Origin of the sequence: Actinoallomurus purpureus (genome assembly GCF_024055795.1) — a bacterium.
Classification (GTDB): Bacteria; Actinomycetota; Actinomycetes; order Streptosporangiales; family Streptosporangiaceae; genus Actinoallomurus; species Actinoallomurus purpureus.
This window is the reverse complement of record NZ_JAMXMY010000030.1, coordinates 14,583-35,827: the sequence shown is the minus strand read 5'-3', so window position 1 is coordinate 35,827 and position 21,245 is coordinate 14,583. Positions and strand designations below refer to the sequence as shown.

Below are 21,245 nucleotides of genomic sequence, written 5' to 3'. Positions count from 1 at the left end.
CGCGGCCGGACCCGGGATCGAATCCCCCCGGCCTGGGAAGGAAGGGATCATGGAGACCTGGGTTCCCGTCCCCGACGGCAGCGGATTCGGGGTGCAGAACCTCCCGTACGGCGTGTTCTCACGGCGCGGTGAGCTGCCACGCGTGGGGGTGGCCATCGGCGAACGGGTGCTGGATCTGGCCGAGCTCTCGACGGCGGGGCTGCTGGCCGACCGGCGGTGGTTCGCCTCCGGCGCGCTGAACTCCTTCATGTCCGCCGGACGCGCGGTCTGGCAGGCGACCCGGGATCGCCTGACCGTGCTGCTCACGGGCGCGGCGTACCGCGACCAGGTCGAACCGCACCTGGTCTCCCTGGGCGAGGTCGAGCTGCACCTGCCGTTCGCGGTGGCCGACTACGTCGACTTCTACTCCTCGCGCGACCACGCGACCAACGTGAGCCGGATCTTCCGGCCGGGCGCGGAGCCGCTGCCGCCGAACTGGCTGCACCTGCCGATCGGCTACCACGGCCGGTCCGGCACCGTGGTGCCGTCGGGGACGCCGATCGTACGGCCCTGTGGGCAGCGTCGAGGCGATGACGGGCCGGTGTTCGGGCCGACGGCCAAGCTGGACGTCGAGGCGGAGGTCGGCTTCGTCGTGGGCGTGCCGTCGGCGCTCGGCCGGCCGGTGTCGACGGCGGGGTTCCGGGACCACGTGTTCGGATTCGTGCTCGTCAACGACTGGAGCGCCCGGGACGTCCAGGCATGGGAGTACCAGCCGCTCGGGCCGTTCCTCGGCAAGTCCTTCGCGACGTCCGTCTCCCCGTGGGTGGTGCCCGTGGCGGCGCTCGAGAGCGCCCGTACGGCCCCGCCCGCGCAGGTTCCGGAGCCGTTGCCGTATCTGCGGTGCGACGAGCCCTGGGGCCTTGAGATCACGCTCCAGATCGAACTGAACGGACACGTGGTCAGCCGCCCGCCGTTCGCGGGGATGTACTGGACCGCGCCGCAGCAGCTGGCCCACGCCACCGTGAACGGCGCCGCGCTGCGCACGGGCGACCTGATGGCCTCCGGGACCGTGTCCGGGCCGGGGCGCCACGAGCGGGGCAGCCTCATCGAGCTCGGCTCGGACGGCCAGGAGCCCCTGGTGCTCCCGGACGGCGAGCGCCGGGCCTATCTGGAGGACGGTGACACCGTACGGATCCAGGCGACGGCCGCCGGGCCGGATGGCGTGCCGATCGGGTTCGGTGACGTCACGGGCACGGTCCTGCCGGCGCTCTGCTGAGCTCGCGGCGTCACGGGCACGGTCCTGCCGGTGCTCTGGTGAGGCCGCGGCGAATGTCAGACCAGGACGAGAGCCGTGGCGATGGCGGCCAGGCCCTCACCGCGGCCGGTGAGGCCCAGGCCGTCCGTCGTGGTGCCGGACACGCTGACCGGGGCGCCGCCCAGCGCCTTGCTCAGGGTCTTCTCCGCCTCCGCCCGGCGGGCGCCGATCCGCGGGCGCACCCCGATGACCTGGATCGCGACGTTGCCGATGGTGTAGCCCGCCGCCGTGATGCGGGTGTCGACCTCCCGCAGGAGGTCCACCCCGGAGGCTCCCGCCCAGCGTGGGTCGGTGGTGCCGAACACGGCGCCGAGATCACCGAGACCGGCCGCCGACAGGAGCGCGTCGCAGGCCGCGTGCGCCGCGACGTCCCCGTCGGAATGACCGGCGAGGCCATCGCCCTGATCGAACCAGTCGAGGCCGGCGACCCGGAGCGGGCGGCCAGAAGCGAACGGGTGGACGTCGACTCCGACGCCCACCCGAGGAAACCGTGTCGCCAAGGCGCTAGTTGGCCAGGACTTCGTCGAGGAGGGCCTCGGCCTTGTCCTCGTTGGTCTTCTCGGCCAGCGCCAGCTCGCTGACCAGTATCTGGCGCGCCTTGGCCAGCATGCGCTTCTCACCGGCCGAGAGGCCGCGCTCCTTGTCACGCCGCCACAGGTCACGGACGACCTCGGCGACCTTGTTGACGTCGCCGGACGCGAGCTTCTCGAGGTTCGCCTTGTAACGCCTCGACCAGTTCGTGGGCTCTTCGGTGTAGGGTGCGCGAAGCACCTCGAACACCTTCTCCAGCCCCTCCTGGCCCACGACGTCCCGAACGCCGACCAGCTCGGCGTTCTCCGCGGGAACGCGAACGGTGAGATCGCCCTTATCGACCTTCAGGACCAGGTAGGTCTTGTCCTGACCTTTGATGGCACGAGTCTCGATGGCTTCGATCCGAGCAGCCCCATGGTGGGGGTAGACGACAGTGTCGCCGACCTTGAAAGTCATGTGACAAGTACCCCTTCCGCTATGGATAAGGGTAGCACGCTGCAGGGACCTGCTGAACCGACCATCCGGACATATACGCAGGTCAGCGCGGTAATTAGGGTATTGACAAAGCTGGAATTCAGTGTAACACCGGGCCATGGCGATTGGATTCGGCCACACCGCTCACACGGCCACGGAAGCGGCTCATACTGGAGGTGGACGAGCCGACACGGGCCCGGCATCCCGGCGTGGACGGGAGGACGGACCCGGGGTGGGGCCGGCAGCGGTCCGAGAAGGTAGGTGTGGCGTGGGGTTTCACGGCGACTCTGACGACTATGGGCTTCCCAAGGTCGACATCGTCGTCCCGGACGACGCGCGGGAGCTCGACCGCGACGTGCTCGCGTACCGCCGTGAACTGCGGCAACAGCGCCGGCGTGAGCGCTGGCAGCGGCTCGCACGGCCGTTCACCCGCTACGGAATCGCCGCCCCCTTCATCGCCAGCGCCGTGCTCGTCGCCCTCATCAGCGGAGTGCTGATGACGGTCGTGTCCCCCCGGCCCGACCCGCACACCATCCAGGTGCCCCCCACCGGCGTCGTACAGCGCCGGCCGGGTGAGACCGGCGGCGGACTGCCCCCCGGAAACCTCATCGCGAACGGCCGGAAGATGCCGGTCGACACACTGATCAACATCGCCGGCGTCATCCTCATCGTGCCGCGCGACTGCCACTGCGACGCCACCGTCACGAACATCGCCCAGCAGGCCGTGCGCCAGGGGGTCCAGACCTGGGTGATCGCGGACGGGCGCGCGGGCCGGGACGCGGACGACGTGCGGCGCCTCGCCGACACCGTGGTGCCCCGCGGCGACGCCATCCCCGCCGAGGATCCCGACCGCCTGCTGTCCACCACCTACCGGGCGGCGGGGCTGACTGCGGTGCTCATCCGGCCGGATAAGATCGTCCGCGATGTCATCCGCGGCGTTCAGCCGGATCGGAACCTCGCTCCGGACCTTCAGGCGCTGCACACCCCGTAGCTGAGCGCTCGGAGCCCTTTCGCCGATGCCCGCACGGCCCGCCGGGCCCGGCCGCTCCTGCGGACGCCCCGTACGCCCGGCCTTGGGGAACCACGGAAGCCTGCCCCCCGACGGGGCCGGTGAGGATAGCCTCGCTACGCTTCAGATCGGGCGTTCCGCGCGCCTCGGAAGACCCAAGCCTGTCCAAGGAGAGAACGACGCCGTGAGCCGCAACCGCCGCCGGGCCGTCGCCATGGCCGTCATCGGCGCCTTCGCCGTCGCGCCGCTGGTGTCCGCCTGTGCCGCCGGCCAGCATCCGCAGTCGGTGATGCCGACCCGCCTGACCGAGGGCGTCAACGCCTCCGTGGGCCAGATCGCCGTCCGCAACGCCTTCGTGCTCGGCCCGGAGCCCGGCCAGCGGCTGCCGGTGGGCGCCTCCGCGCCGCTCTACGCCTGGATCGTGGTCAGGGGCACCTCCGCGGACAAGCTCGTCGGCGTGGACGCGCCGGGTGTGGCCCAGTCGGTCGAGATCGCGAACGGCGGCGTGACCCTGCCGCCGAATCAGCTGATCTCCACCAACTCCCAGGCCGTCCCGCAGCAGTCCGGAGTGCCGGCTCCCAGCGTCACGCCGGGCGGCACGCCCACCAAGAGCACCGTGAGGAAGGGCACGCCGATCAAGCCGGGCTCCCCCAGCGGCAAGCCGGCCGGCACGCCCGGCGCCCCGAGCAGCCCGGCCACGAGCGGTTCACCGAGCGCCTCGAGCACGGGCGGGGCCGCCGCGGGGACGACCCCCACCGTGATCCTCAAGGGGCTCACCAAGGAGTTCTCCGGCGGCGAGACGATCCGGCTGACCCTGCACTTCCAGCAGGCGGGCGCCCTCGACTTGGACGTCCCGATCGTGCCTCGGGCGGGTTCCTACGCGACCTACCCGGCGGCCCCGGGCGGCGGCACCCCGAGCACCCCGGCCGGTACGCCGAGCCCCGGCACTCCGGCCCCCGGCACGACACCCGGTGCGAGCACGACTCCGGGCGCGAGCAAGAGCCCGGCCGCGGGCGCGGCGACGCCGGCGGGCAAGTCCGGCAAGCACGTCAAGGGCAAGAAGGCCTCCGCGTCGCCGGCCGCCTGAGCGGGCGGCGCGACGAAGAAGCCCGCCGGGCTCCGTAGGTGATCGGAGCCGGCGGGCTCTCGCCTTCCCAGCGCCTCTGAGCGGCACGGCCGCGCAGAGGCGCGCACCTCGGGCGCCCCGGAGCGGCCACCGCCGCCGAGGCACCCGTCGTCAGGCCGATCAGAGCTCGCGTGGAATGGACTGTCTCGCGACGCCCGTTCCGCGCGAGCTCTTACTCTTCGGGCTCGAACTTGTAGCCGAGCCCGCGCACGGTGAGGATGAAGCGCGGCGTCGACGGTGTCGGCTCGATCTTGGCCCGGAGCCGCTTGATGTGCACGTCCAGCGTCTTGGTGTCACCGACGTAGTCGGCGCCCCACACGCGGTCGATCAGCTGCATGCGGGTCAGCACGCGGCCCGCGTTGCGCAGCAGCACCTCCAGCAGCTCGAACTCCTTGAGCGGCAGCGGCACCTCGTTCCCGGAGACGGTCACGACGTGACGCTCGACGTCCATGCGGACCGGACCGGCCTCCAGCGTCGCGGGGGCCAGCTCCTCGCCGTCGCCACGGCGCCGTAGCACCGCGCGGATACGGGCGACCAGCTCACGTGAGGAGAACGGCTTGGTCACGTAGTCGTCCGCGCCGAGCTCCAGCCCGACGACCTTGTCGACCTCGCTGTCCTTGGCCGTCAGCATGATCACCGGGACGTTCGACTTGGTGCGCAGCTCCCTGCACACCTCGGTGCCGGGGAGCCCGGGCAGCATCAGGTCGAGCAGCACGAGGTCGGCGCCGGCACGGTCGAAGGACTCCAGGGCGTCCGGCCCGGTCGCCGCGACGGCGACTTCGAAACCCTCCTTGCGGAGCATGTACGACAGCGCGTCGCTGAACGACTCCTCGTCTTCCACGACGAGCACTCGGGTCACTAGGGGGCCTCCCGTACGGTTTCTTGCTCAGGTGTTTCCTTCGCGGGTGCGGAGGTGGACAGCAGCGGAAGGCGGATGGTGAAGGTCGAGCCGGATCCCTCCTTGCTCCAGACGTTCACATCGCCCCGATGCCGGGTCGTGACGTGCTTGACGATCGCGAGCCCGAGACCGGTGCCACCGGTCTGCCGGGACCGCGCGGGGTCGACACGGTAGAAACGCTCGAAGATGCGCTCTAGGTCGGCCTCGGGAATGCCGATGCCCTGGTCGGTCACGCTGATCTCGACGTGCTGCTCGTCGGCCAGCCGGGTGCACACGACGACTCTCGTGTGTTCGGGGCTGTAGGCGATGGCGTTGTCGATCAGGTTGCGGACCGCGGTGATCAGCAGTTCCTCGTCGCCGTACACCCGCAGGTCGTCGCGCCCGCCGATGGCGAGGGTGATCTCCTTGGGCTCCGCCTTGAGGCGGCACCGGTCGACGGCCTCGTGAATGGCGTCGTCGAGCGAGACCATCCGCGGCCGCTGGACGGCCTCGCCGCCCTGCAGGCGAGTCAGCGTGATGAGGTCCTGAATGACGTTGGTCAGGCGCGCGGACTCGTGCTGCATGCGCTTGGAGAAGCGTCGCACGGCCTCGGGGTCGTCGGCGGCGTCCTCGACCGTCTCCGACAGCAGGGACAGGGCTCCGACGGGCGTCTTCAGCTCGTGGCTCACGTTGGCGACGAAGTCGCGCCGGACCGCCTCGACGCGGCGGAACTCGGTCAGGTCCTCGGCGAGGACGAGCACGAGGCCGTGCGATCCCATCGGCGCGACCCGGACCGCGAACCAGCGGCCCTCCCTGTGCCCGTGGACGACCTCGATCTCCTCTTCGCGGATCTCTCCGTCGCGGCGTACGAGCCGGGCCATGGCGAGGAGCTCGTCGACGAGCAGCCGATCGCCACTGACCAGACCGAACGCACGGGCGGCGGAGCTGGCCCGCAGCACGCGGTCGTCACCGTCGATGACGACCGCCGAGGACGGCAGCACACTGAGCACGGACGCGACACCGCCCGGCAGGCCCGACAGCGGCGTTGGGGCATCGACCGGCCGCTGAGCGCGCTCGCTCGCGCGCACAGCCAGCCCTGCCACCAGGCCGGTAAGGAGCCCGACGGCACTCGCCAGGCCGGCGACAACCTCCACATTCACATCTTGGATCGTAGGCGGCACTCTGCCTAGGTCCGCCCACGGATCAGCGCCGCCGCAAGGACGTTCGTCAAAAGTTAACCTGTAACTACGCGACCGTTCATGGCATCCCGCGAGGCTGTCAACTGGATAACCACGCCCGAATAAAGGATCTTTATGCGAGACGCCTACCACGAGGAGCTCGACGGACTCTCCGACAAGCTCGTGGAGATGACGCGACTGGTGCGGTCGGCGATGACCCGTGCCAGCACGGCCCTGCTGGATGCCGACCTGCGGCTCGCCGAAGAGGTCATCAGCTCTGACGAGCAGGTCAACAAGCTCGAGACGGAGATCGAGGAGACGGTCTTCGACCTGATGGCGCGGCAGCAGCCGGTCGCCCGCGACCTGCGGATGCTGATCGCCGCGCTGCGGATGGCCGGCGACATCGAGCGCATGGGCGACCTCGCCGTGCACCTCGCCAAGACCGCCCGCCGGCGCCACCCCGAGTCGGCCATCCCGCCCGAGCTGCAGGCCACCGTCCTGGAGATGGGCCAGATCGCCGAGCGCATGATCGCCAAGGCGGGCAGCGTCATCGCCTCGCACGACGTCGAGATGGGTCTCGAGCTCGACACCGACGACGACCAGATGGACCGGCTGCACCGCAAGCTGTTCGACGCGCTGCTGTCGCCGAAATGGAAGCACGGGGTCGAGCCGGCGGTGGACATCTCCCTGGCCGGCCGCTACTTCGAGCGGTTCGCCGACCACGCCGTGCACGTCGCGGAGAACGTCGTCTACCTGGTGACCGGCGAGCACGCGGCGGACATCGTCGAGTAGCCCCCCGCGCATCGGAGAAAATGATCCCGGCAGCAGCCCGCTGCCGGGATCTTCCGTTCCGGACGAAGATCTACTTCTTGCCCTGATTCTTGACGGCCTCGATGGACGCCTTGGCGGCGTCGGGGTCGAGGTACTCCCCGCCCTTCTTGAGCGGCTCGAAGTCGTCGTCCAGCTCGTAGAGCAGCGGGACGCCGGTGGGGATGTTGAGGCCCGCGATCTCCTCGTCGGAGATGTCGTCGAGGTGCTTGACGAGGCCCCGCAGGGAGTTGCCGTGCGCGGCGATCAGCACCGTACGGCCCGCCGCGAGGTCGGGGACGATCGCGTCGTACCAGTACGGCAGCAGGCGGTCCACCACGTCGGCCAGGCACTCGGTGCGCGGGATCAGCTCCGAGGGCAGGAGTGCGTAGCGCGGGTCGTTGATCTGGGACAGCGGGTCGTCGTCGGCGATCGGGGGCGGCGGCGTGTCGTAGGACCGGCGCCAGGTCATGAACTGCTCGTCGCCGTACTCCTCGCGCGTCTGCGCCTTGTTCTTGCCCTGGAGGGCGCCGTAGTGCCGCTCGTTGAGCCGCCAGGAGCGTCGTACGGGGATCCACAGCTGCTCGGCGGCGTCCAGCGCGATGTTGGCCGTGCGGATCGCGCGCTTGAGCACCGAGGTGTGCACGACGTCCAGTTTGAGGTCGGCGTCGAGCAGCAGGTCACCGCCGGTGACCGCTTCTTCCTCCCCCTTCTCGGACAGATCGACGTCCACCCAGCCCGTGAAGAGGCCCTCCGCGTTCCAGACGCTCTCGCCATGCCGGAGAAGTACCAATGTCGCCATGGCTAACGAGCGTAGTGCCTCAGGATTTGCGGGCGACGCCGGCCGGGAAGTAGCCGTCCGGGTACTTCTCGCTGATCCGCTTGGCCTCGACCGTGTCGGGACGCCACGCCGAGACGTTGACGAGTCCGGGCTCGACCAGCTCGAGGTCGCCGAAGAAGCCGCGGATCCGCTCGGTGCTACGGGTGATGATCGGGGTCGAGGAGTGCCGGTAGATCTCGGTGACCGGCGCGACGGCGTCCGGGAGCGCGTCCCCGCAGACGTGGCTGAGCACGAGGTGCCCGCCCGGCGGGAGGACGTCACGGAACCTCGCGACGATCTCCTCCGGGCCGTCGGACTCCTGGAGGAAGTGCACGATGGCCACGAGCAGGATCGCGATGGGCCGGTCGAAGTCGAGACGCTCGCGCACCTCGGGGTTGTCGAGGATGTCCTCGGGCCGGCGCAGGTCCGCCTGGACGATGTGGACGTTCTTGGACCCGGCGAGGATCGCGCGGCCGTGGGCGAGTACGACCGGGTCGTTGTCGACGTAGACGACGGGAGCCTCGGGAGCGATGGTGTGCGCGACCTCGTGGACGTTGTTCTGGGTCGGCAGCCCGGTGCCGATGTCGAGGAACTGCCGGACGCCCGCCTCGGCGAGGTAGCGCACGGCACGGCCGAGGAAGCCGCGGTTCTGCTGGGCCGCGATCCGGATCTGCGGCGCGATCTGCAGGACCATTTCGGCGGCGGTGCGGTCGGGCGCGAGGTTGTCCTTGCCGCCGAGGAAGTAGTCGTACATCCGAGCCGCGTTGGGGGTGCTCAGATCGACGCTCGCAGGGGCCCGGTCCCGTTCTGCCACTCCACGCCCCTTCCACACCCACCTGCCGCGACAGAGGCAGTTTAGCTACTTAAAGCCACCAATGATGCGCAATACGCACAATAAAACTAGAATCTGTTCTCGTTCCGGTGAGCGAACCGGTGCTCAGGAGGGGCCGGGCGACGGGCCGGAGGCGACCCGGTCGGCCGCGTCCGCGCCGTCACGGACGGCCTCGGGCAGGATCCGGGCGAACGGCCGGAGGTTGGCGACGCTCTCGCCCCGCTTCACGCGCCACTCCCACTCGCGCCTGATGGACTCGGCGAACCCGAGCTCCAACGCGTGGTCGAAATTGTCGTCAGAGTAGGTGAGCACGCAGCCCAGAATGCGGTCGATCTCCTCGGCCGTCACCGCCGACAGCGGAAGCCGGCCGACGAGGTAGACGTCGCCGACCGGGTCGAGCGTGAAGGCGACGCCGTACATCGCTCCGTTCTTGCGCAGCAGCCAGCGGTAGAACTCCTCGTGGTTCTCATCCGGCTGCCGGCAGAAGAACGCCTCGACGTGCAGACTGTGGTCGCCGGCGATGAGCCAGGTCATGGTGGCCAGCTTGTGGTGTCCGGGCAGCTTCACGAGGTACGCCTTCGGGCGCGGCCGCTCGTACTCCAGCCCCTGCTCGTCCAGGATCGCCTTCAGTGCCTCGTCGGCGCTCATGCCGTCCCCTCTCTCAGGCCGAGACGGGCATGGCGCGGGCCTCGACCGCCTCGGCGTAGACCTCCAGGAGCCGGTCGGCCGTCTCGTCCCAGCCGAACGCCCTGGCGTGCCGGACCGCCGCGTCCGACATCGCCCGCAGCCGGCGCGGCGCGCCGACCAGGCCGCGCAGCACGCGAGCGTAGTCGGCCGGGTCGTGGCCGTCGACGAGCACTCCGGACCGGCCGTCCCGTACGGCGGTGCGCAGTCCGCCCACCGCCGCGGCGACCACCGGGGTGCCGCACGCCTGGGACTCGACGGCGACCAGGCCGAACGACTCGCTGTGGGAGGGCACGACGGTGACGTCGGCGGCGCGGTACCAGTCGGCGAGCCCGTCCTGGGGGCAGGGCGGTTCGAAGCGTACGACGTCCTCGACGCCGAGCCGGTGCGCGAGGCGCCGCAGTTCCTCCGGGCGGGAGCGCGCCGATCCGCTCGGGCCGCCGACGATCGCGACGATCAGGCGGTCACGGAGGCCCGGGTCGTCCTCGAGCATGCGGGCGGCGGCGCGGACGAGGACGTCGGGCGCCTTCAACGGCTGGATGCGGCCGACGAACAGCAGGACGGCGGCGTTCTCCGGGAGTCCCAGCCGGCGCCGGGCGCCGCCGCGCGGGGTGAACCGGGACAGGTCCGCGCCGGGGGCGACGGTGGCGACCTGGTCGGGATCGGCGTCGTAGAGCGACATGAGCTGCCGGGCCTCTTCGGCGGTGTTGGCCACGATCCGGTCGGCGCAGTCGACGACCTGCTGCTCGCCGAGCACGCGTGCGAGGGGCTCGGGTGAGTCACCCGTGGCCAGCGAGGTGTTCTTCACCTTCGCGAGAGTGTGCATGGAGTGCACGAGCGGGACGCCCCAGCGTTGGCGCGCGGCCCAGCCCGCCTGGCCGGAGAGCCAGTAGTGGGAGTGGACCAGATCGTAGTGGCCGGGGTCGTGCGCCGCCTCGGTGCGCAGCAGGTCGGAGGTGAACGCGCACATGTGGCCGGGCAGCTCGGACTTGTCGAGTTCCTCGAGCGGCCCGGCGGCGACGTGCCGGACCGACACGCCGGGCGCCAGTTCGACGACCGGGGGGAGCGTCCGTGCGGTCGCCCGCGTGAAGACGTCGACCTCGACGCCGCGCTCGGCCATGCGCTTGGCGACCTCGACGATGTAGACGTTCATGCCGCCGGCATCCCCGGTCCCCGGCTGTTCCAAGGGCGACGTGTGAACGCTGATCGTCGCCACCCGGCCAAGACCCGACACGGACACCACCTCCGTTAAAACAACTTAGCGTCCACATCACCGCATTCCCCCGGCCCGGGTCTCCCCCACGGTCGCTCGGCATGCGCCTGAGAAGATTGCTTTCGTGCGCAGAACAGCAGTAGTCACCGGAGCAAGCAGTGGAATCGGGGCGGCGACCGCCCGCCGGCTCGCCGCCGAGGGGTTCGACGTGGTGCTCGCCGCGCGCCGCGTCGACCGCCTGGAGAAGCTGAAGTCGGAGATCGAGAGCGCCGACCCGGCAGGGCGGCGGAACGGCGTCGCGGTGACCGCCCTGGACGTGACGTCCCAGGAGTCGGTGGACGCCCTCGCGGCGTCCCTGCGGCAGTGCCACGTCCTGGTCAACAACGCCGGTGGAGCGGCCGGCCTGGACTCCGTCGCCGATACGGACCCGGCCGACTGGCAGTGGATGTTCGAGACGAACGTCCTCGGGCTGATGCGCGTGACGAAGGCGCTGCTGCCCAAGCTGATCGACAGTGGCGAAGGCCACATCGTGAACATCACCTCGCTGGCCGCGCACGTCGTGTACGAGGGCGGCGCCGGGTACACCGCGGCCAAGCACGGCGCCGCCGCGGTCAACGACACGCTTCGCCTCGAGCTGTACGACCAGCCGGTGCGCGTCACCGAGGTGGCCCCCGGGATGGTTCGGACGGACGAGTTCTCCCTCGTCCGGTTCAAGGGCGACGCGGAGAAGGCGGCCAAGACGTACGAGGGGGTGGCCGAGCCGCTGAGCGCGGAGGACGTCGCCGACTGCATCGCCTGGGCCGTCACTCGTCCGGCGCACGTCAACATCGACCGGATCGACGTCAAGCCGCGCGCCCAGGCCGCCGCCCACAAGGTCCACCGCGGCTGATCCCGATCGGCGGCAGTGCCGGTGTGCCGCGGTGGTCCGCCGGGGGCCGCACACTTGGTGCGTGTCCCGTCCCCCACGGCCCGAAGGGGTCATCACCCGCGGCACGACCGCGCCCAACCGGCTCCGCCGCGCCGACCGCTGGATCGTCTCGGTCCACGGCCCGCTGCTGCGGCGGGCCGACCGTCCCCTCGTCGTGGACCTGGGGTTCGGGGCGTCGCCGGTCACGACGGCCGAGCTGTTCGGGCGGCTGCGCGCGGCCCATCCCCGGGTCGAGGTCGTCGGCATCGAGATCGATCCGGTACGGGTCGCCGCCGCCAGACCGCGCGAACGCGAGGGACTGTCCTTCCGCCTCGGCGGTTTCGAACTGCCCGTCGACCGCCCGCCGACGATGATCCGGGCGTTCAACGTGCTGCGCCAGTACGGGGAGAGCGAGGCCTGGGCGGCGTGGGACCGACTGTGCGCCGGCCTGTCCCCCGACGGCGTCCTGGTGGAGGGCACGTGCGGGGAGACCGGCCGCCGGGCCGCCTGGGTGACCCTGAACGGCGGAGGTGGAGCCGTGGGCCGGGGCCGCGCGGGAAGCCGTCCAGGCGTGTCCGCGCCGCGAACGATCACGTTCGCGGCCCATCTTCCGTCGCTGTCCCGCCCCTCCGAGCTGGCCGAACGCCTGCCCAAGACGCTGATCCACCGCAACGTCCCGGGCGAACGGGTGCACGATCTGCTGGCCGCGTTCGACCGCGCCTGGGCGGCGGCCGCGCCGCAGTCGGTGTTCGGACCCCGTCAGCGCTGGGTCACCGCGGTGGAGCTCCTGGCGCGTGACCATCCGGTGGTCACCGTGCCGCCGTACGGTGGCCGGGCCCGCTGGCGGCTCGGGGAGGTCACCCTGCCCTGGTCCGCCGTCGCACCGCACGAGACTTCCTTGGCGCCCTCTTTGCAGTAATAACGACTTTTCGCCATAGAAACGGCATTTCGGGCGAACGACCGTTGGAGTACTGGTCGCTTCCACCGAGGAGATGATTCTGATGGGCGAGGGCCACGAGATGCGATGGGGCGGTCTGGCCGGCATCGGCGCGGTGATCTTCGCGGTCGTCGGCCGGATCGTGATGGGCGGCATGCCCCGGCTCACGAGCCCCTCCGGGGTGGTCGCCATGTACCTGGCCGATCACCGGGCGCACATCATGTGGGGGACGGTGCTCTACGCCATCGCGATCTGCCTGTTCCTGTGGTTCGGCGCGGCGCTGTCCACCGCGTTCCGGCGCGCGGACGACACGAGCGACGCCCCCACGGTCGTCCTCGCGGGGTTCATCCTCGTCTCCGCGATCGCGTTCATGGCCGTCGCGGTGTTCGCCGGGATGACCTACACCCTGACGGAGTACCGGGCGCTGCTGCTGTTCTCCTCCGCGCCGTACGCCACCATGACCATCGTGGGAACGGTGGCGGGCATCGCCACCGCCCTCACCCTCGCGGCCACCGCCGTGGCCATCGCCCGCACGCACGTCTTCCCCATGTGGATGGCGTGGTTCGCCGGAATCGTCGCGCTGATCCGGCTGCTCGCCGCGTTCACCCTGGGGATCACCGGGGGCGTCCTGGTGCCCGGCGGATGGCTGGAGACGTACGTGCCCGGCGTCCTCTCGGCGCTGTGGGTGCTGACCGCCAGCGGACTGCTGGTCCGGGAGCACCTGCCGACCGTACAGATGCGCGCCCCGCACGTCATGGGGCCCGGCCACGCCTGACCGGTCACCCGCCGCCGAGCAGCTCACGGGCGGAGTTCGCGGCGAGCCGCAGCGCCTCGTCGAGCCGCTCCGCCCGCCGGCCGCCCGCGTTCGCGACGGTGCCGCTGCCGCCCGCTCCGCCGCCGATCTCCGCCGCCGCGGCCGCCAGGACGGTACGCGCCGGCTCCCCGAGGTCCGGGCCGACCGCCGCCACCATCACCGCCCGGCCGCCGATCTCGGCGCCGAGCACGACCACGCCGCCGCAGCGCTCCAGCACCTCCGCCGCCAGGGGCCGCAGCTCGTCCGCGCCGAACCCGGAGACCCGCTGGGCCACCAGCCGGCCCTGGCCGACGCGCTTGGCATGCCCCGCCAGGCGTACGGCCTCGGTCGTCAGCTCCTCCCGGCGGTGACGCTCCAGAACCCGGCGCGCCTCCGCGAGCTCGGCCAGCCGCTGCCGCAGCCGTCCGGGCGCCTCGTCCGGACGGACCCGCAGGAGGTCGGCGAGCTCGCTGAGCAGCGCCCGCTCCTCATCCTGATGCCGCAACGCGTCCGCGCCGGTCAGCGCCTCGATCCGGCGCACCCCCGAGCCGATCGAGGACTCCCCGAGCAGGTGCACCGGCCCCGCCTGCGACCCGTGGCCGACATGGGTGCCGCCGCACAGTTCACGGGAGAAGTCGCCGATGTCGACGATCCTCACCCGCTCGCCGTACGTCTCGCCGAACAGCGCCACCGCCCCGGCCGCCTCCGCCCGCGCCCGGTCCGCGTACCACACGCGGACCTCCGGGTCGCCGAGCAGCTTCTCGTTGACCAGCGTCTGCACCTCCCGCAGCCGCTCGGGCGCGAGCGGCTCGAAGTGCGTGAAGTCGAACCGCAACCGTCCGGCGTCGACGAGCGAGCCCCGCTGCGTCGCGTGCTCGCCGAGCACCCGGCGCAACATCGCGTGCAGCACGTGGGTCGCGGTGTGGGACCGCGCGACCGCCGCCCGCCGTTCGGCGTCGACGACCGCCTCCGCCTCGCCCGGCACGACCTCCCCCGACTCGACCCGGGCGACGTGGACGTGGCCGGGCCGGGTGTCCGTCACGGTGAGGACCGCGCCCGACGCCGTACGGATCACGCCCCGGTCGCCGACCTGGCCGCCCGCCTCCGCGTAGAACGGGCTCCGGTCGAGGATGACCTCGACCTCCTCGCCCTCGACCGCCGCTGAAACCTCTGCCCCGTCGCGCAGGATCATGCGCAGCCGCACCTCCGCGCGCGTGGAGTCGTACCCGACGAAGTCGGTCGTCCCGATCTTCGCTCCTGGTCCGCTTCCCGGTTCGGCGCGGCCGGACCGGCTGCGCCGCCGGCGTTCCTCCAGCAGCGCGGAGAAGGCGTTCTCATCGACGGTGAGGCCCGCCGCGCGCGCCGCGTCCACCGTCAGGTCGAACGGGAAGCCGTACGTGTCGTGGAGATCGAACGCGAGTTTCGGTGACAGCCGCCGCTCCCGGATCGCGGTGTCGAGGATCCGCGACCCCTGCCGCAGCGTCCGCGCGAAACCCTCCTCCTCGGCGGTCACGACCTTCTCGATCAGCGGGCGCGCCGTCTCCACCTCCGGCCAGGTCGTACCGTGCAGGTCCACCACCGCACTCGTGACCGCCGGCAGCACCGCCTCATCGACGCCCAGCAGCCGCGCGTGCCGGATCGCCCGGCGCATCAGCCGCCGCAGGACGTACCCGCGCCCGTCCCCCGACGGCAGGACCCCGTCCGCGATGAGGAAGGACGCCGCCCGCGCGTGGTCCGCGACGATCTTCAGTGAGGTCTCGTCACCGCCGCCCGCGAGCTCTCGTACCGTCTCCAGCACCGGCAGCATCAGGTCCGTGTGGAAGATGTCGGGCACGTCCTGGAGCACGATCGCGAGACGGTCGACGCCGAGCCCGGTGTCGATGCTCCGGGCGGGAAGCTCCCCGACGATGCGGAAGTCCTCGTCGCGGACGTCCTGCATGAAGACGAGGTTCCACAGCTCCAGGTAGCGCTCACCGTCCACCGCCGGACCGCCTTCGGGACCGTACGCCGGGCCCCGGTCGTAGTGGATCTCCGCGCTCGGTCCGCACGGCCCCGCCATGCCCATCGACCAGTAGTTGTCGTCCCGCCCGAGCCGCTGAATGCGCTCGCCGGGCACGCCGAGCCGGCGCCAGAGGCGTTCGGTCTCGTCGTCGTGCTCGTAGACGGTGACCCAGAGCCGGTCACGCTCCAGGCCGAACCCCTCGGTGATCAGCTCCCACGCCCACGCGATCGTCTCCTCCTTGAAGTAGTCGCCGAAGGAGAAGTTGCCGAGCATCTCGAAGAAGGTGACGTGCCGGGCGGTACGGCCGACGTTGTCCAGGTCACCGGTTCGCACGCACCTCTGCAGCGTGGTCGCGCGGCGGAACTCCGGGACACTCCGGCCCAGGTAGTACGGCTTGAACTGGTTCATCCCCGCGTTGGTCAGCAACAACTCGGGGTCGGGCGAGACCAGAGAACTCGAGGGCACGCGGCGATGCCCGCGCGCGGTGAAGAAGTCGAGGAAGACGGAACGGATCTCGGTGGATCGCATGGAAGAGCCTCACGAGGTCGGCGGGACGGTGGCGCGCACTCGCCGAGCCGGGCCGGGACTACCCGTCCCCCGGCTCGGCGCGAGTAGCTCGCCGCCCCACCTCGTGAAGGTCCATGGCCCAGGACCGTACCCACCCAGCCGCAGACCGCACAAAGGGTTTTCCGCGACCGGACGGAGGCCGGTCACCGACGGCGGAGGCGGTGGCGGCACGGTGGTGGGAGGCGGGCCACTCGTTTCACGCCCTGGCAAGGGTGTTCGTTCAGCGCCTTTTTATTCAGGCTGAATAATTTTCAGCCTGAATAAAAAGGCTAGAACGCTGGGTGCCTCTCGGGTCGGCAAATGCCCAGCGCTTCAGCTCAAGCTCACCTACCCGCCGTCACGGCCGGCGCGCGACAGTCAGGCGCGGGTGCTCTCGGCGCGGTCGGGCTCCTGGCGCTGGAACAGGACGTACAGCCAGGTCAGTGAGGGCACCAGCAGCAGGCCGCCGATGGCGAGGACCGTCAGGACCAGCCGCAGGACCGCGTCCGGGGCGGCGGACGAGGCGAGCGGCAGGTCGGCCGTTGCGGCCGCGCCCCACAGGACGGCCGCCGTCGCGAGCGCGGCGGTCACCCGGACCGCGAGGTAGTGGCGCCGCCACAGCAGGAGCAGTGAGGCGACGCCCGCGACGGCCGAGACGCCGATGAGCGGTGAGTGCACTCCGGTGATCGCCGCGCCGGGCAGCGCGAGCAGGCCGACGGCGCACCCGGCGCGCAGCGCGTACGCCCGGAACCGGGTGGCGTCGCCCTCGCGGTGCGCGTCCCAGGTGAGGTAGACGGCGGCGAGGTAGACGCACAGGCCGACGGTGAGCACGCCGACGTAGAGGGCCGGCAGGCTCAGCCAGTTCCTTCGCCCGAGCGCGACCGCGCCGGCGACCGCGCCGAGGCAGAACGGCGTGGCGAGGGACGACAGGGCGAAGGTCACCGCGTACTTCTCCGGCACGACCTTGCGGAACGCCAGCGCCGACCCGCGCGCGACGATGCCCAGCGCCGCGATCGACAGCGGCACCCAGTACGCCTCGGTGATGCCGGCGAAGACCGGCGGGAACGCCGTCCAGGTCAGCACCATCACGAAGATCAGCCAGACGTGGTTGGCCTCCCAGACCGGCCCCATGGCGTGCTCGATGAGCCTGCGCTCGCGGCCGAGCAGGTGCCACAGGCCGGCGCCGAAGTCCGCGCCGCCGAACAGCAGGTACGCCGTGAGCCCGGCGAGGATCAGAACGAGGGACAGGTCCGCCCAGACGCTCATCGAAGTGCCCCCTCGTGGCCGTCGGCGGAGTCCGCCGTCTCCGTGCCCGTACCGGGGCCGGGGGCCGTCTTCGTCCCCGTGCCAGGGTCCGGGTCCGTTGTGCCTCCGGTGGCCACGCCGACGGCGGTTCCCGGGGCGCGGGCGATGCGGCGCAGGACGGTGATGGTGACCGCGGCCAGCAGCGCGTAGACGGCGATGACGATGTACAGCCCGGCGGTGAGACCGGAGCCCGGGTTGACCGCCTGGTCCACGCGCATGACGCCGTACACGATCCAGGGCTGGCGGCCGACCTCGGTGGTGGTCCACCCGGCCTCCATGGCGATGACCGCGCCGATCCCGGCCAGGGCCGCCGCGCGCAGGAACCAGCGGCTGCGCGGCAGGTCGCGGCGGCGCCACCAGGACAGGAGGGCCCACGCGCCGAGGAGGACGAGGCCGGTGCCGATGGCGACCATGATGTCGAACGCGTAGTGCGGGACGTTCTTGGGCGGTTCGAGGTTCTCCGGCCAGGAGTCGAGGCCGCGCAGCCGCGCGTTCGGGTCGAACTTCAGCATGACCGAGAGCATGTTCGGGATCTCCAGGAAGCCGAACCGGAACGGCACACCGTCGCGTGTCCGCTCGATGCCCTCCATCGCCGCGAACTTGACCGGCTGGTTGTCCGCGACGAAGCGCGTCGCCCAGTCGCCGACGATGACCTGTATGGGCGCGGTGACCGCGGCGAACGTGAACGGGATGGCGAACGCCCGGCGGTGGTAGGCGTCGCGTTTGCCGCGCAGCAGCGCGACCGCGTACACCGAGGCGACCGTGAACCCGCAGACCATGAACGACGCGAGGATGAGGTGCACCGCCTCCGGCGGGGTCGCGGGGTTGAACATCGCCGCGAGCGGCCGCACGTCGGTGACGTTCCCGTGGGCGTCGATGCGGAAGCCGCGTGGCTGGTTCATCCAGGAGTTCACGGTGACGACGAAGAACGCCGACGCGATGCCGCCCACGACGATCGGGATGCCGGTGAGCAGGTGGGCGCGGGACGACAGGCGGTCCCAGCCATACAGGTAGATGCCCATGAAGATCGCCTCGATGAAGAAGGCGATGCCCTCCATGGCGAAGGCCGCGCCGAACACCTGGCCGAACTTGGCCATGAAGTGCGGCCACAGCGTGCCCATCTCGAAAGAGAGCACGGTGCCGGAGACGGCGCCGACGGCGAACAGCACGCCGGTCGCCTTGGCCCACCGGCGGGCGAGCTCCCGGTAGACCGGATCGCCGGTGCGGTGTCCGCGCCACTCCGCGAGCAGCGTCAACGCGGGCAGGCCGATGCCGATGGCGGCGAGAACGATGTGGAAGCCGAGGGTCAGGGCCATCTGGGTCCGCGCCGCGAGGATCTCAGCGGTGGAAGAGGCAAGGCTCATATCTACATACTGTAGTACTACGTCTTGTAGTACTACGAACGATAGGATGCATCCCGTGAAGGGTCTCGGAGAGCTTGAACGCACGGTCATGGAGGTCCTGTGGGACCGGGACAACGGCGCGACCGCCCGTGAGGTGGGCCGCGCCCTGGCCGACGAACGCGACCTCGCGCACACCACGGTCATGACCGTCCTGGACCGGCTGGCCAAAAAAGGTTTTCTGGTTCGCGAGAGGGAAGGACGCGCCTGGCGCTACCGTCCGGTGGCAACGAAAGAGGCGTACGTCGCCGAGCTCATGCTGGGCGCGCTTAACATGACGGGCGACCGCGACGCCGCGCTGGCGTACTTCGCACGCTCGGTCTCGGGTGACGAGGCGGATCTCCTGCGCCGCGTGCTCGACGAGGTGGAAGGGACATAACCCGGCATGACCGGCACGGCCCTACTCGCCCTGGTGGCGGCCGGTAGCGCACTCGGCGCCCACCGGCTGACGCACGCCCGGTGGACGTGGCGGACCCCGCGTACCGCGATCGTCCTCTGGCAGGCCCTCGGCCTCGCCTGGGGGCTGGCCTCCATCGGCACCCTCCTGGGCTTCGGCGTGGCACCGTACGGTCAGGGCGTCGTCGTCGGTGTCGCCCGTTTCTTCGCGGACCCGCAGGCTCTGTCGCCGGTGCGGATCGCCTCGGTCGCCGCCGGCCTGCTGTTCATGCTTCTGCTCATCGCCATGCTGCTGGTCGCGATCGTCGGCGTGTTCCGCGCGCGGCGGCGGCACCGGGCCCTGCTCGCCCTGGTGGCGCACGGCGACCCGGAGATGCCCGGCACCCTCGTGCTCGACCATCCGGCGGCGGCCGCCTACTGCGTCCCCGGCGTCCGCTCGTCCAAGGTCGTGGTCAGCGCCGGCACGCTGGAGATCCTCGGCCCGTACGAGCTGGCCGCCGTGCTCGACCACGAGCGCGCGCACGTCCGCGAGCGCCACGACCTCGTCCTGCTGCCCTTCACGTCGCTGCGCCGGATCTTCCCGCAGTCGCGCATGGTCGGCCGCACCCTCGACGCGGTGGAGCTGCTGGTCGAGATGGCCGCCGACGACCGCGCCCGCCGCCACCGTCCGGCGAAGGAGCTGGCCACCGCGCTGCTGCGGTTCGCCGCCGCCCGCCCGGCCCCGACCCCGGCCGGCACCCTGGGCGCCACCGGCACCGCCACGGCCGACGAGACCAGCCCGATCGTCGTACGCGTACGGCGACTGCTGTCCCCGGCCCCGCTCCCCCGCCCCCTGCGCGGCGCGATGCTGGCCGGCGCCACCCTCGTCGCCGTCCTCCCCCTGATCCTCTACGCCATCCCCGCCTGATACGCGTCAGGGCTGGGCGATCGCGTCGTATGCGGCCAGCACCACGCTGAGCGCCCGGGTGTAGCCGTCCTCCCAGAGAATCTGGTTCATCACGTACGACACGGTCATCCGACGATCGAAGTCGACCAGCACCAGTGAACCGCCCCACCCGCCCCACGAGCACGTGCGGTTCTCCAGTCGGTAGCCCATCCCCCAGCGGATCGGCATGCCGAGGACGCGGTCCTCGCCACGGAACTGCTCCTCGAAGACCCGCTCACAGCCGGCCTCCGACAACAGCCGTACGCCGCGCACCGCACCTCCGCAGCACAGCACCGACTGCACCGCCCCGACCGAGCGCGCATTGCCGTACCCGCCTATGGCGGGCAACTCGGCGCGCCGCCAGGCCAGGGTGTTGGCATCGGACACCCCGACCGGGAACCCCACCGGCCTGTCCCCCTGGGGATCGGGGATCAGGGGAGCGACGCGATCGTCGTACTCGGCCGGCAGCCCGATGTGGAAGTCGGCACCCAGCGGTCCGGCGACCTCCTCGGCGAAGAAGGTCCCTACGCTGCGTCCGGTGACGCGACGGACGACCTCGCCGACCAGGAAGCCGAAGGTGATCGAGTGATAGCCGGCCGCAGCGCCCGGCTCCCATTCCGGAGCCTGCGCGGCCAGCCGCGCCGTGACGGTCGGCCACGAGTAAAGGTCCGCCACCGTGGTCGGCTCACCGAAGGTCGGCAGGCCTGCGGTATGACCGAGCAGGTGCCGGACCAGCACGTCCTGCTTCCCCGCAGCCGCGAACTCGGGCCAGTAGCGGGCGACCGGTGCGTCCAGGTCCAGCTCACCGCTGTCAGCGAGGACCAACGCGCACAGCGCGACCATCGTCTTGGTCGTGGACCAGACGTTCGTGATGGTGTCGCGCTCCCAGGGGACCGTACGAGCGGCGTCGACGTGCCCGCCCCAGATGTCGACGACCGGCTCGCCGTCCACGTACACCGCCGCAGAGGCACCGACGTCCTCGGCGTCCAGCGAGGCCGCCAGCGCCTCAGCCACTTTGCCGAACCGACCGTCGCAGGTGCCCTGAATCTCCGCCATGGCGCGCAACGTAATCGACCCGAACCACCAAAGCCACCGATTTTTCCGGCCTCTCCGGCGTTCCAAATGCTCGGCGAACACGGCTGAGCGAGCGGACCTTATGATTTGTGACGGACAAAATACTCGGCAATCT

General features: G+C 71.1%; 21 protein-coding genes. 9 read left to right on the top strand and 12 right to left on the bottom strand.

Annotated features, from left to right (window positions below):
- Positions 1–46: 46 nt before the first annotated feature.
- Positions 47–1,255: a fumarylacetoacetase gene (gene fahA / locus NE236_RS38460; protein ID WP_252847296.1), complete on the top strand. Its 1,209-nt coding sequence runs from the start codon at positions 47–49 to the stop codon at positions 1,253–1,255.
- A gap of 56 nt (positions 1,256–1,311) precedes the next feature.
- Here the strand turns inward: fahA and ispF are convergent, their stop codons facing one another.
- Together ispF and NE236_RS38450 are read right to left on the bottom strand one after the other, a co-directional pair.
- Positions 1,312–1,773: a 2-C-methyl-D-erythritol 2,4-cyclodiphosphate synthase gene (gene ispF / locus NE236_RS38455; protein ID WP_252847223.1), complete on the bottom strand. Its 462-nt coding sequence runs from the start codon at positions 1,771–1,773 to the stop codon at positions 1,312–1,314.
- A gap of 25 nt (positions 1,774–1,798) precedes the next feature.
- Complete coding sequence (locus NE236_RS38450) at positions 1,799–2,281, bottom strand: CarD family transcriptional regulator (RefSeq protein WP_252778128.1); 483 nt, start codon at positions 2,279–2,281, stop codon at positions 1,799–1,801.
- Between the two features lie 286 nt (positions 2,282–2,567).
- On the opposite strand from NE236_RS38450, the gene NE236_RS38445 reads away from it, so the two are divergent.
- On the top strand, positions 2,568–3,290 hold the full coding sequence (locus NE236_RS38445) for a hypothetical protein (RefSeq protein WP_252847222.1): 723 nt from the start codon (positions 2,568–2,570) through the stop codon (positions 3,288–3,290).
- A gap of 202 nt (positions 3,291–3,492) precedes the next feature.
- A complete protein-coding gene (locus tag NE236_RS38440) occupies positions 3,493–4,395 on the top strand; it encodes a hypothetical protein (RefSeq protein ID WP_252847221.1) in 903 nt (300 codons plus the stop codon).
- A 211-nt stretch (positions 4,396–4,606) separates the two neighbouring features.
- Here NE236_RS38440 and NE236_RS38435 read toward each other — a convergent pair whose 3' ends face one another.
- Entirely contained in the window at positions 4,607–5,284 is a 678-nt protein-coding gene (locus tag NE236_RS38435) for a response regulator (RefSeq protein WP_504915098.1), read from the bottom strand.
- Between the two features lie 8 nt (positions 5,285–5,292).
- Positions 5,293–6,471 carry a sensor histidine kinase gene (locus NE236_RS38430; RefSeq protein ID WP_252847219.1) on the bottom strand — a complete coding sequence of 393 codons (1,179 nt, stop codon included), beginning with the start codon at positions 6,469–6,471 and terminating at the stop codon, positions 5,293–5,295.
- Between the two features lie 153 nt (positions 6,472–6,624).
- Here NE236_RS38430 and phoU point away from each other — a divergent pair, with 153 nt between their 5' ends.
- Entirely contained in the window at positions 6,625–7,281 is a 657-nt protein-coding gene (gene phoU / locus NE236_RS38425) for a phosphate signaling complex protein PhoU (RefSeq protein ID WP_252847218.1), read from the top strand.
- A 70-nt stretch (positions 7,282–7,351) separates the two neighbouring features.
- Here the strand turns inward: phoU and NE236_RS38420 are convergent, their stop codons facing one another.
- The 4 genes from NE236_RS38420 to mshA all read right to left on the bottom strand — a co-directional run bounded on the left by NE236_RS38420 (position 7,352) and on the right by mshA (position 10,866).
- Complete coding sequence (locus tag NE236_RS38420; protein ID WP_252847217.1) at positions 7,352–8,098, bottom strand: phosphoglyceromutase; 747 nt, start codon at positions 8,096–8,098, stop codon at positions 7,352–7,354.
- A gap of 19 nt (positions 8,099–8,117) precedes the next feature.
- Complete coding sequence (locus NE236_RS38415) at positions 8,118–8,930, bottom strand: SAM-dependent methyltransferase (protein WP_252847216.1); 813 nt, start codon at positions 8,928–8,930, stop codon at positions 8,118–8,120.
- A gap of 123 nt (positions 8,931–9,053) precedes the next feature.
- Positions 9,054–9,596 carry a type III secretion system chaperone family protein gene (locus NE236_RS38410; RefSeq protein ID WP_252847215.1) on the bottom strand — a complete coding sequence of 181 codons (543 nt, stop codon included), beginning with the start codon at positions 9,594–9,596 and terminating at the stop codon, positions 9,054–9,056.
- Positions 9,597–9,609: 13 nt separating this feature from the next.
- On the bottom strand, positions 9,610–10,866 hold the full coding sequence (mshA, locus tag NE236_RS38405; RefSeq protein WP_252847214.1) for a D-inositol-3-phosphate glycosyltransferase: 1,257 nt from the start codon (positions 10,864–10,866) through the stop codon (positions 9,610–9,612).
- Positions 10,867–10,969: 103 nt separating this feature from the next.
- On the opposite strand from mshA, the gene NE236_RS38400 reads away from it, so the two are divergent.
- The 3 genes from NE236_RS38400 to NE236_RS38390 all read left to right on the top strand — a co-directional run bounded on the left by NE236_RS38400 (position 10,970) and on the right by NE236_RS38390 (position 13,464).
- The gene (locus NE236_RS38400; protein WP_252847213.1) at positions 10,970–11,734 is read left to right on the top strand and encodes an SDR family NAD(P)-dependent oxidoreductase; all 765 of its coding nucleotides are present in this window, start codon (positions 10,970–10,972) and stop codon (positions 11,732–11,734) included.
- A gap of 61 nt (positions 11,735–11,795) precedes the next feature.
- Positions 11,796–12,671 (top strand): class I SAM-dependent methyltransferase, encoded by an 876-nt coding sequence (locus tag NE236_RS38395; RefSeq protein WP_252847212.1) that lies wholly within the window; start codon positions 11,796–11,798, stop codon positions 12,669–12,671.
- Positions 12,672–12,753: 82 nt separating this feature from the next.
- Entirely contained in the window at positions 12,754–13,464 is a 711-nt protein-coding gene (locus NE236_RS38390) for a hypothetical protein (protein WP_252847211.1), read from the top strand.
- A gap of 4 nt (positions 13,465–13,468) precedes the next feature.
- On the opposite strand, the gene alaS is transcribed toward NE236_RS38390, so the two are convergent.
- The 3 genes from alaS to NE236_RS38375 all read right to left on the bottom strand — a co-directional run bounded on the left by alaS (position 13,469) and on the right by NE236_RS38375 (position 18,699).
- A complete protein-coding gene (gene alaS / locus NE236_RS38385; protein ID WP_252847210.1) occupies positions 13,469–16,012 on the bottom strand; it encodes an alanine--tRNA ligase in 2,544 nt (847 codons plus the stop codon).
- A 396-nt stretch (positions 16,013–16,408) separates the two neighbouring features.
- Positions 16,409–17,296: a cytochrome d ubiquinol oxidase subunit II gene (locus tag NE236_RS38380; RefSeq protein WP_252847209.1), complete on the bottom strand. Its 888-nt coding sequence runs from the start codon at positions 17,294–17,296 to the stop codon at positions 16,409–16,411.
- Positions 17,293–18,699 carry a cytochrome ubiquinol oxidase subunit I gene (locus NE236_RS38375; protein ID WP_252847208.1) on the bottom strand — a complete coding sequence of 469 codons (1,407 nt, stop codon included), beginning with the start codon at positions 18,697–18,699 and terminating at the stop codon, positions 17,293–17,295. Before NE236_RS38375 ends, NE236_RS38380 begins: the two co-directional genes overlap by 4 nt.
- A 55-nt stretch (positions 18,700–18,754) precedes the next feature.
- Here NE236_RS38375 and NE236_RS38370 point away from each other — a divergent pair, with 55 nt between their 5' ends.
- Together NE236_RS38370 and NE236_RS38365 are read left to right on the top strand one after the other, a co-directional pair.
- Complete coding sequence (locus NE236_RS38370; RefSeq protein ID WP_308209203.1) at positions 18,755–19,114, top strand: BlaI/MecI/CopY family transcriptional regulator; 360 nt, start codon at positions 18,755–18,757, stop codon at positions 19,112–19,114.
- 6 nt (positions 19,115–19,120) lie between these two features.
- On the top strand, positions 19,121–20,038 hold the full coding sequence (locus tag NE236_RS38365) for a M56 family metallopeptidase (RefSeq protein WP_252847206.1): 918 nt from the start codon (positions 19,121–19,123) through the stop codon (positions 20,036–20,038).
- A 6-nt stretch (positions 20,039–20,044) separates the two neighbouring features.
- Here NE236_RS38365 and NE236_RS38360 read toward each other — a convergent pair whose 3' ends face one another.
- The gene (locus NE236_RS38360) at positions 20,045–21,112 is read right to left on the bottom strand and encodes a serine hydrolase domain-containing protein (RefSeq protein WP_252847205.1); all 1,068 of its coding nucleotides are present in this window, start codon (positions 21,110–21,112) and stop codon (positions 20,045–20,047) included.
- Positions 21,113–21,245 lie beyond the last annotated feature (133 nt).

Coding starts and splice junctions, on each gene's coding strand:
- NE236_RS38450 (WP_252778128.1), bottom strand. CDS start 2,281: ATGACTTTCAAGGTCGGCGACACTGTCGTCTACCCCCACCATGGGGCT.
- phoU (WP_252847218.1), top strand. CDS start 6,625: ATGCGAGACGCCTACCACGAGGAGCTCGACGGACTCTCCGACAAGCTC.
- NE236_RS38420 (WP_252847217.1), bottom strand. CDS start 8,098: ATGGCGACATTGGTACTTCTCCGGCATGGCGAGAGCGTCTGGAACGCG.
- NE236_RS38410 (WP_252847215.1), bottom strand. CDS start 9,596: ATGAGCGCCGACGAGGCACTGAAGGCGATCCTGGACGAGCAGGGGCTG.
- NE236_RS38390 (WP_252847211.1), top strand. CDS start 12,754: ATGGGCGAGGGCCACGAGATGCGATGGGGCGGTCTGGCCGGCATCGGC.
- alaS (WP_252847210.1), bottom strand. CDS start 16,012: ATGCGATCCACCGAGATCCGTTCCGTCTTCCTCGACTTCTTCACCGCG.
- NE236_RS38380 (WP_252847209.1), bottom strand. CDS start 17,296: ATGAGCGTCTGGGCGGACCTGTCCCTCGTTCTGATCCTCGCCGGGCTC.
- NE236_RS38375 (WP_252847208.1), bottom strand. CDS start 18,699: ATGAGCCTTGCCTCTTCCACCGCTGAGATCCTCGCGGCGCGGACCCAG.
- NE236_RS38365 (WP_252847206.1), top strand. CDS start 19,121: ATGACCGGCACGGCCCTACTCGCCCTGGTGGCGGCCGGTAGCGCACTC.
- NE236_RS38360 (WP_252847205.1), bottom strand. CDS start 21,112: ATGGCGGAGATTCAGGGCACCTGCGACGGTCGGTTCGGCAAAGTGGCT.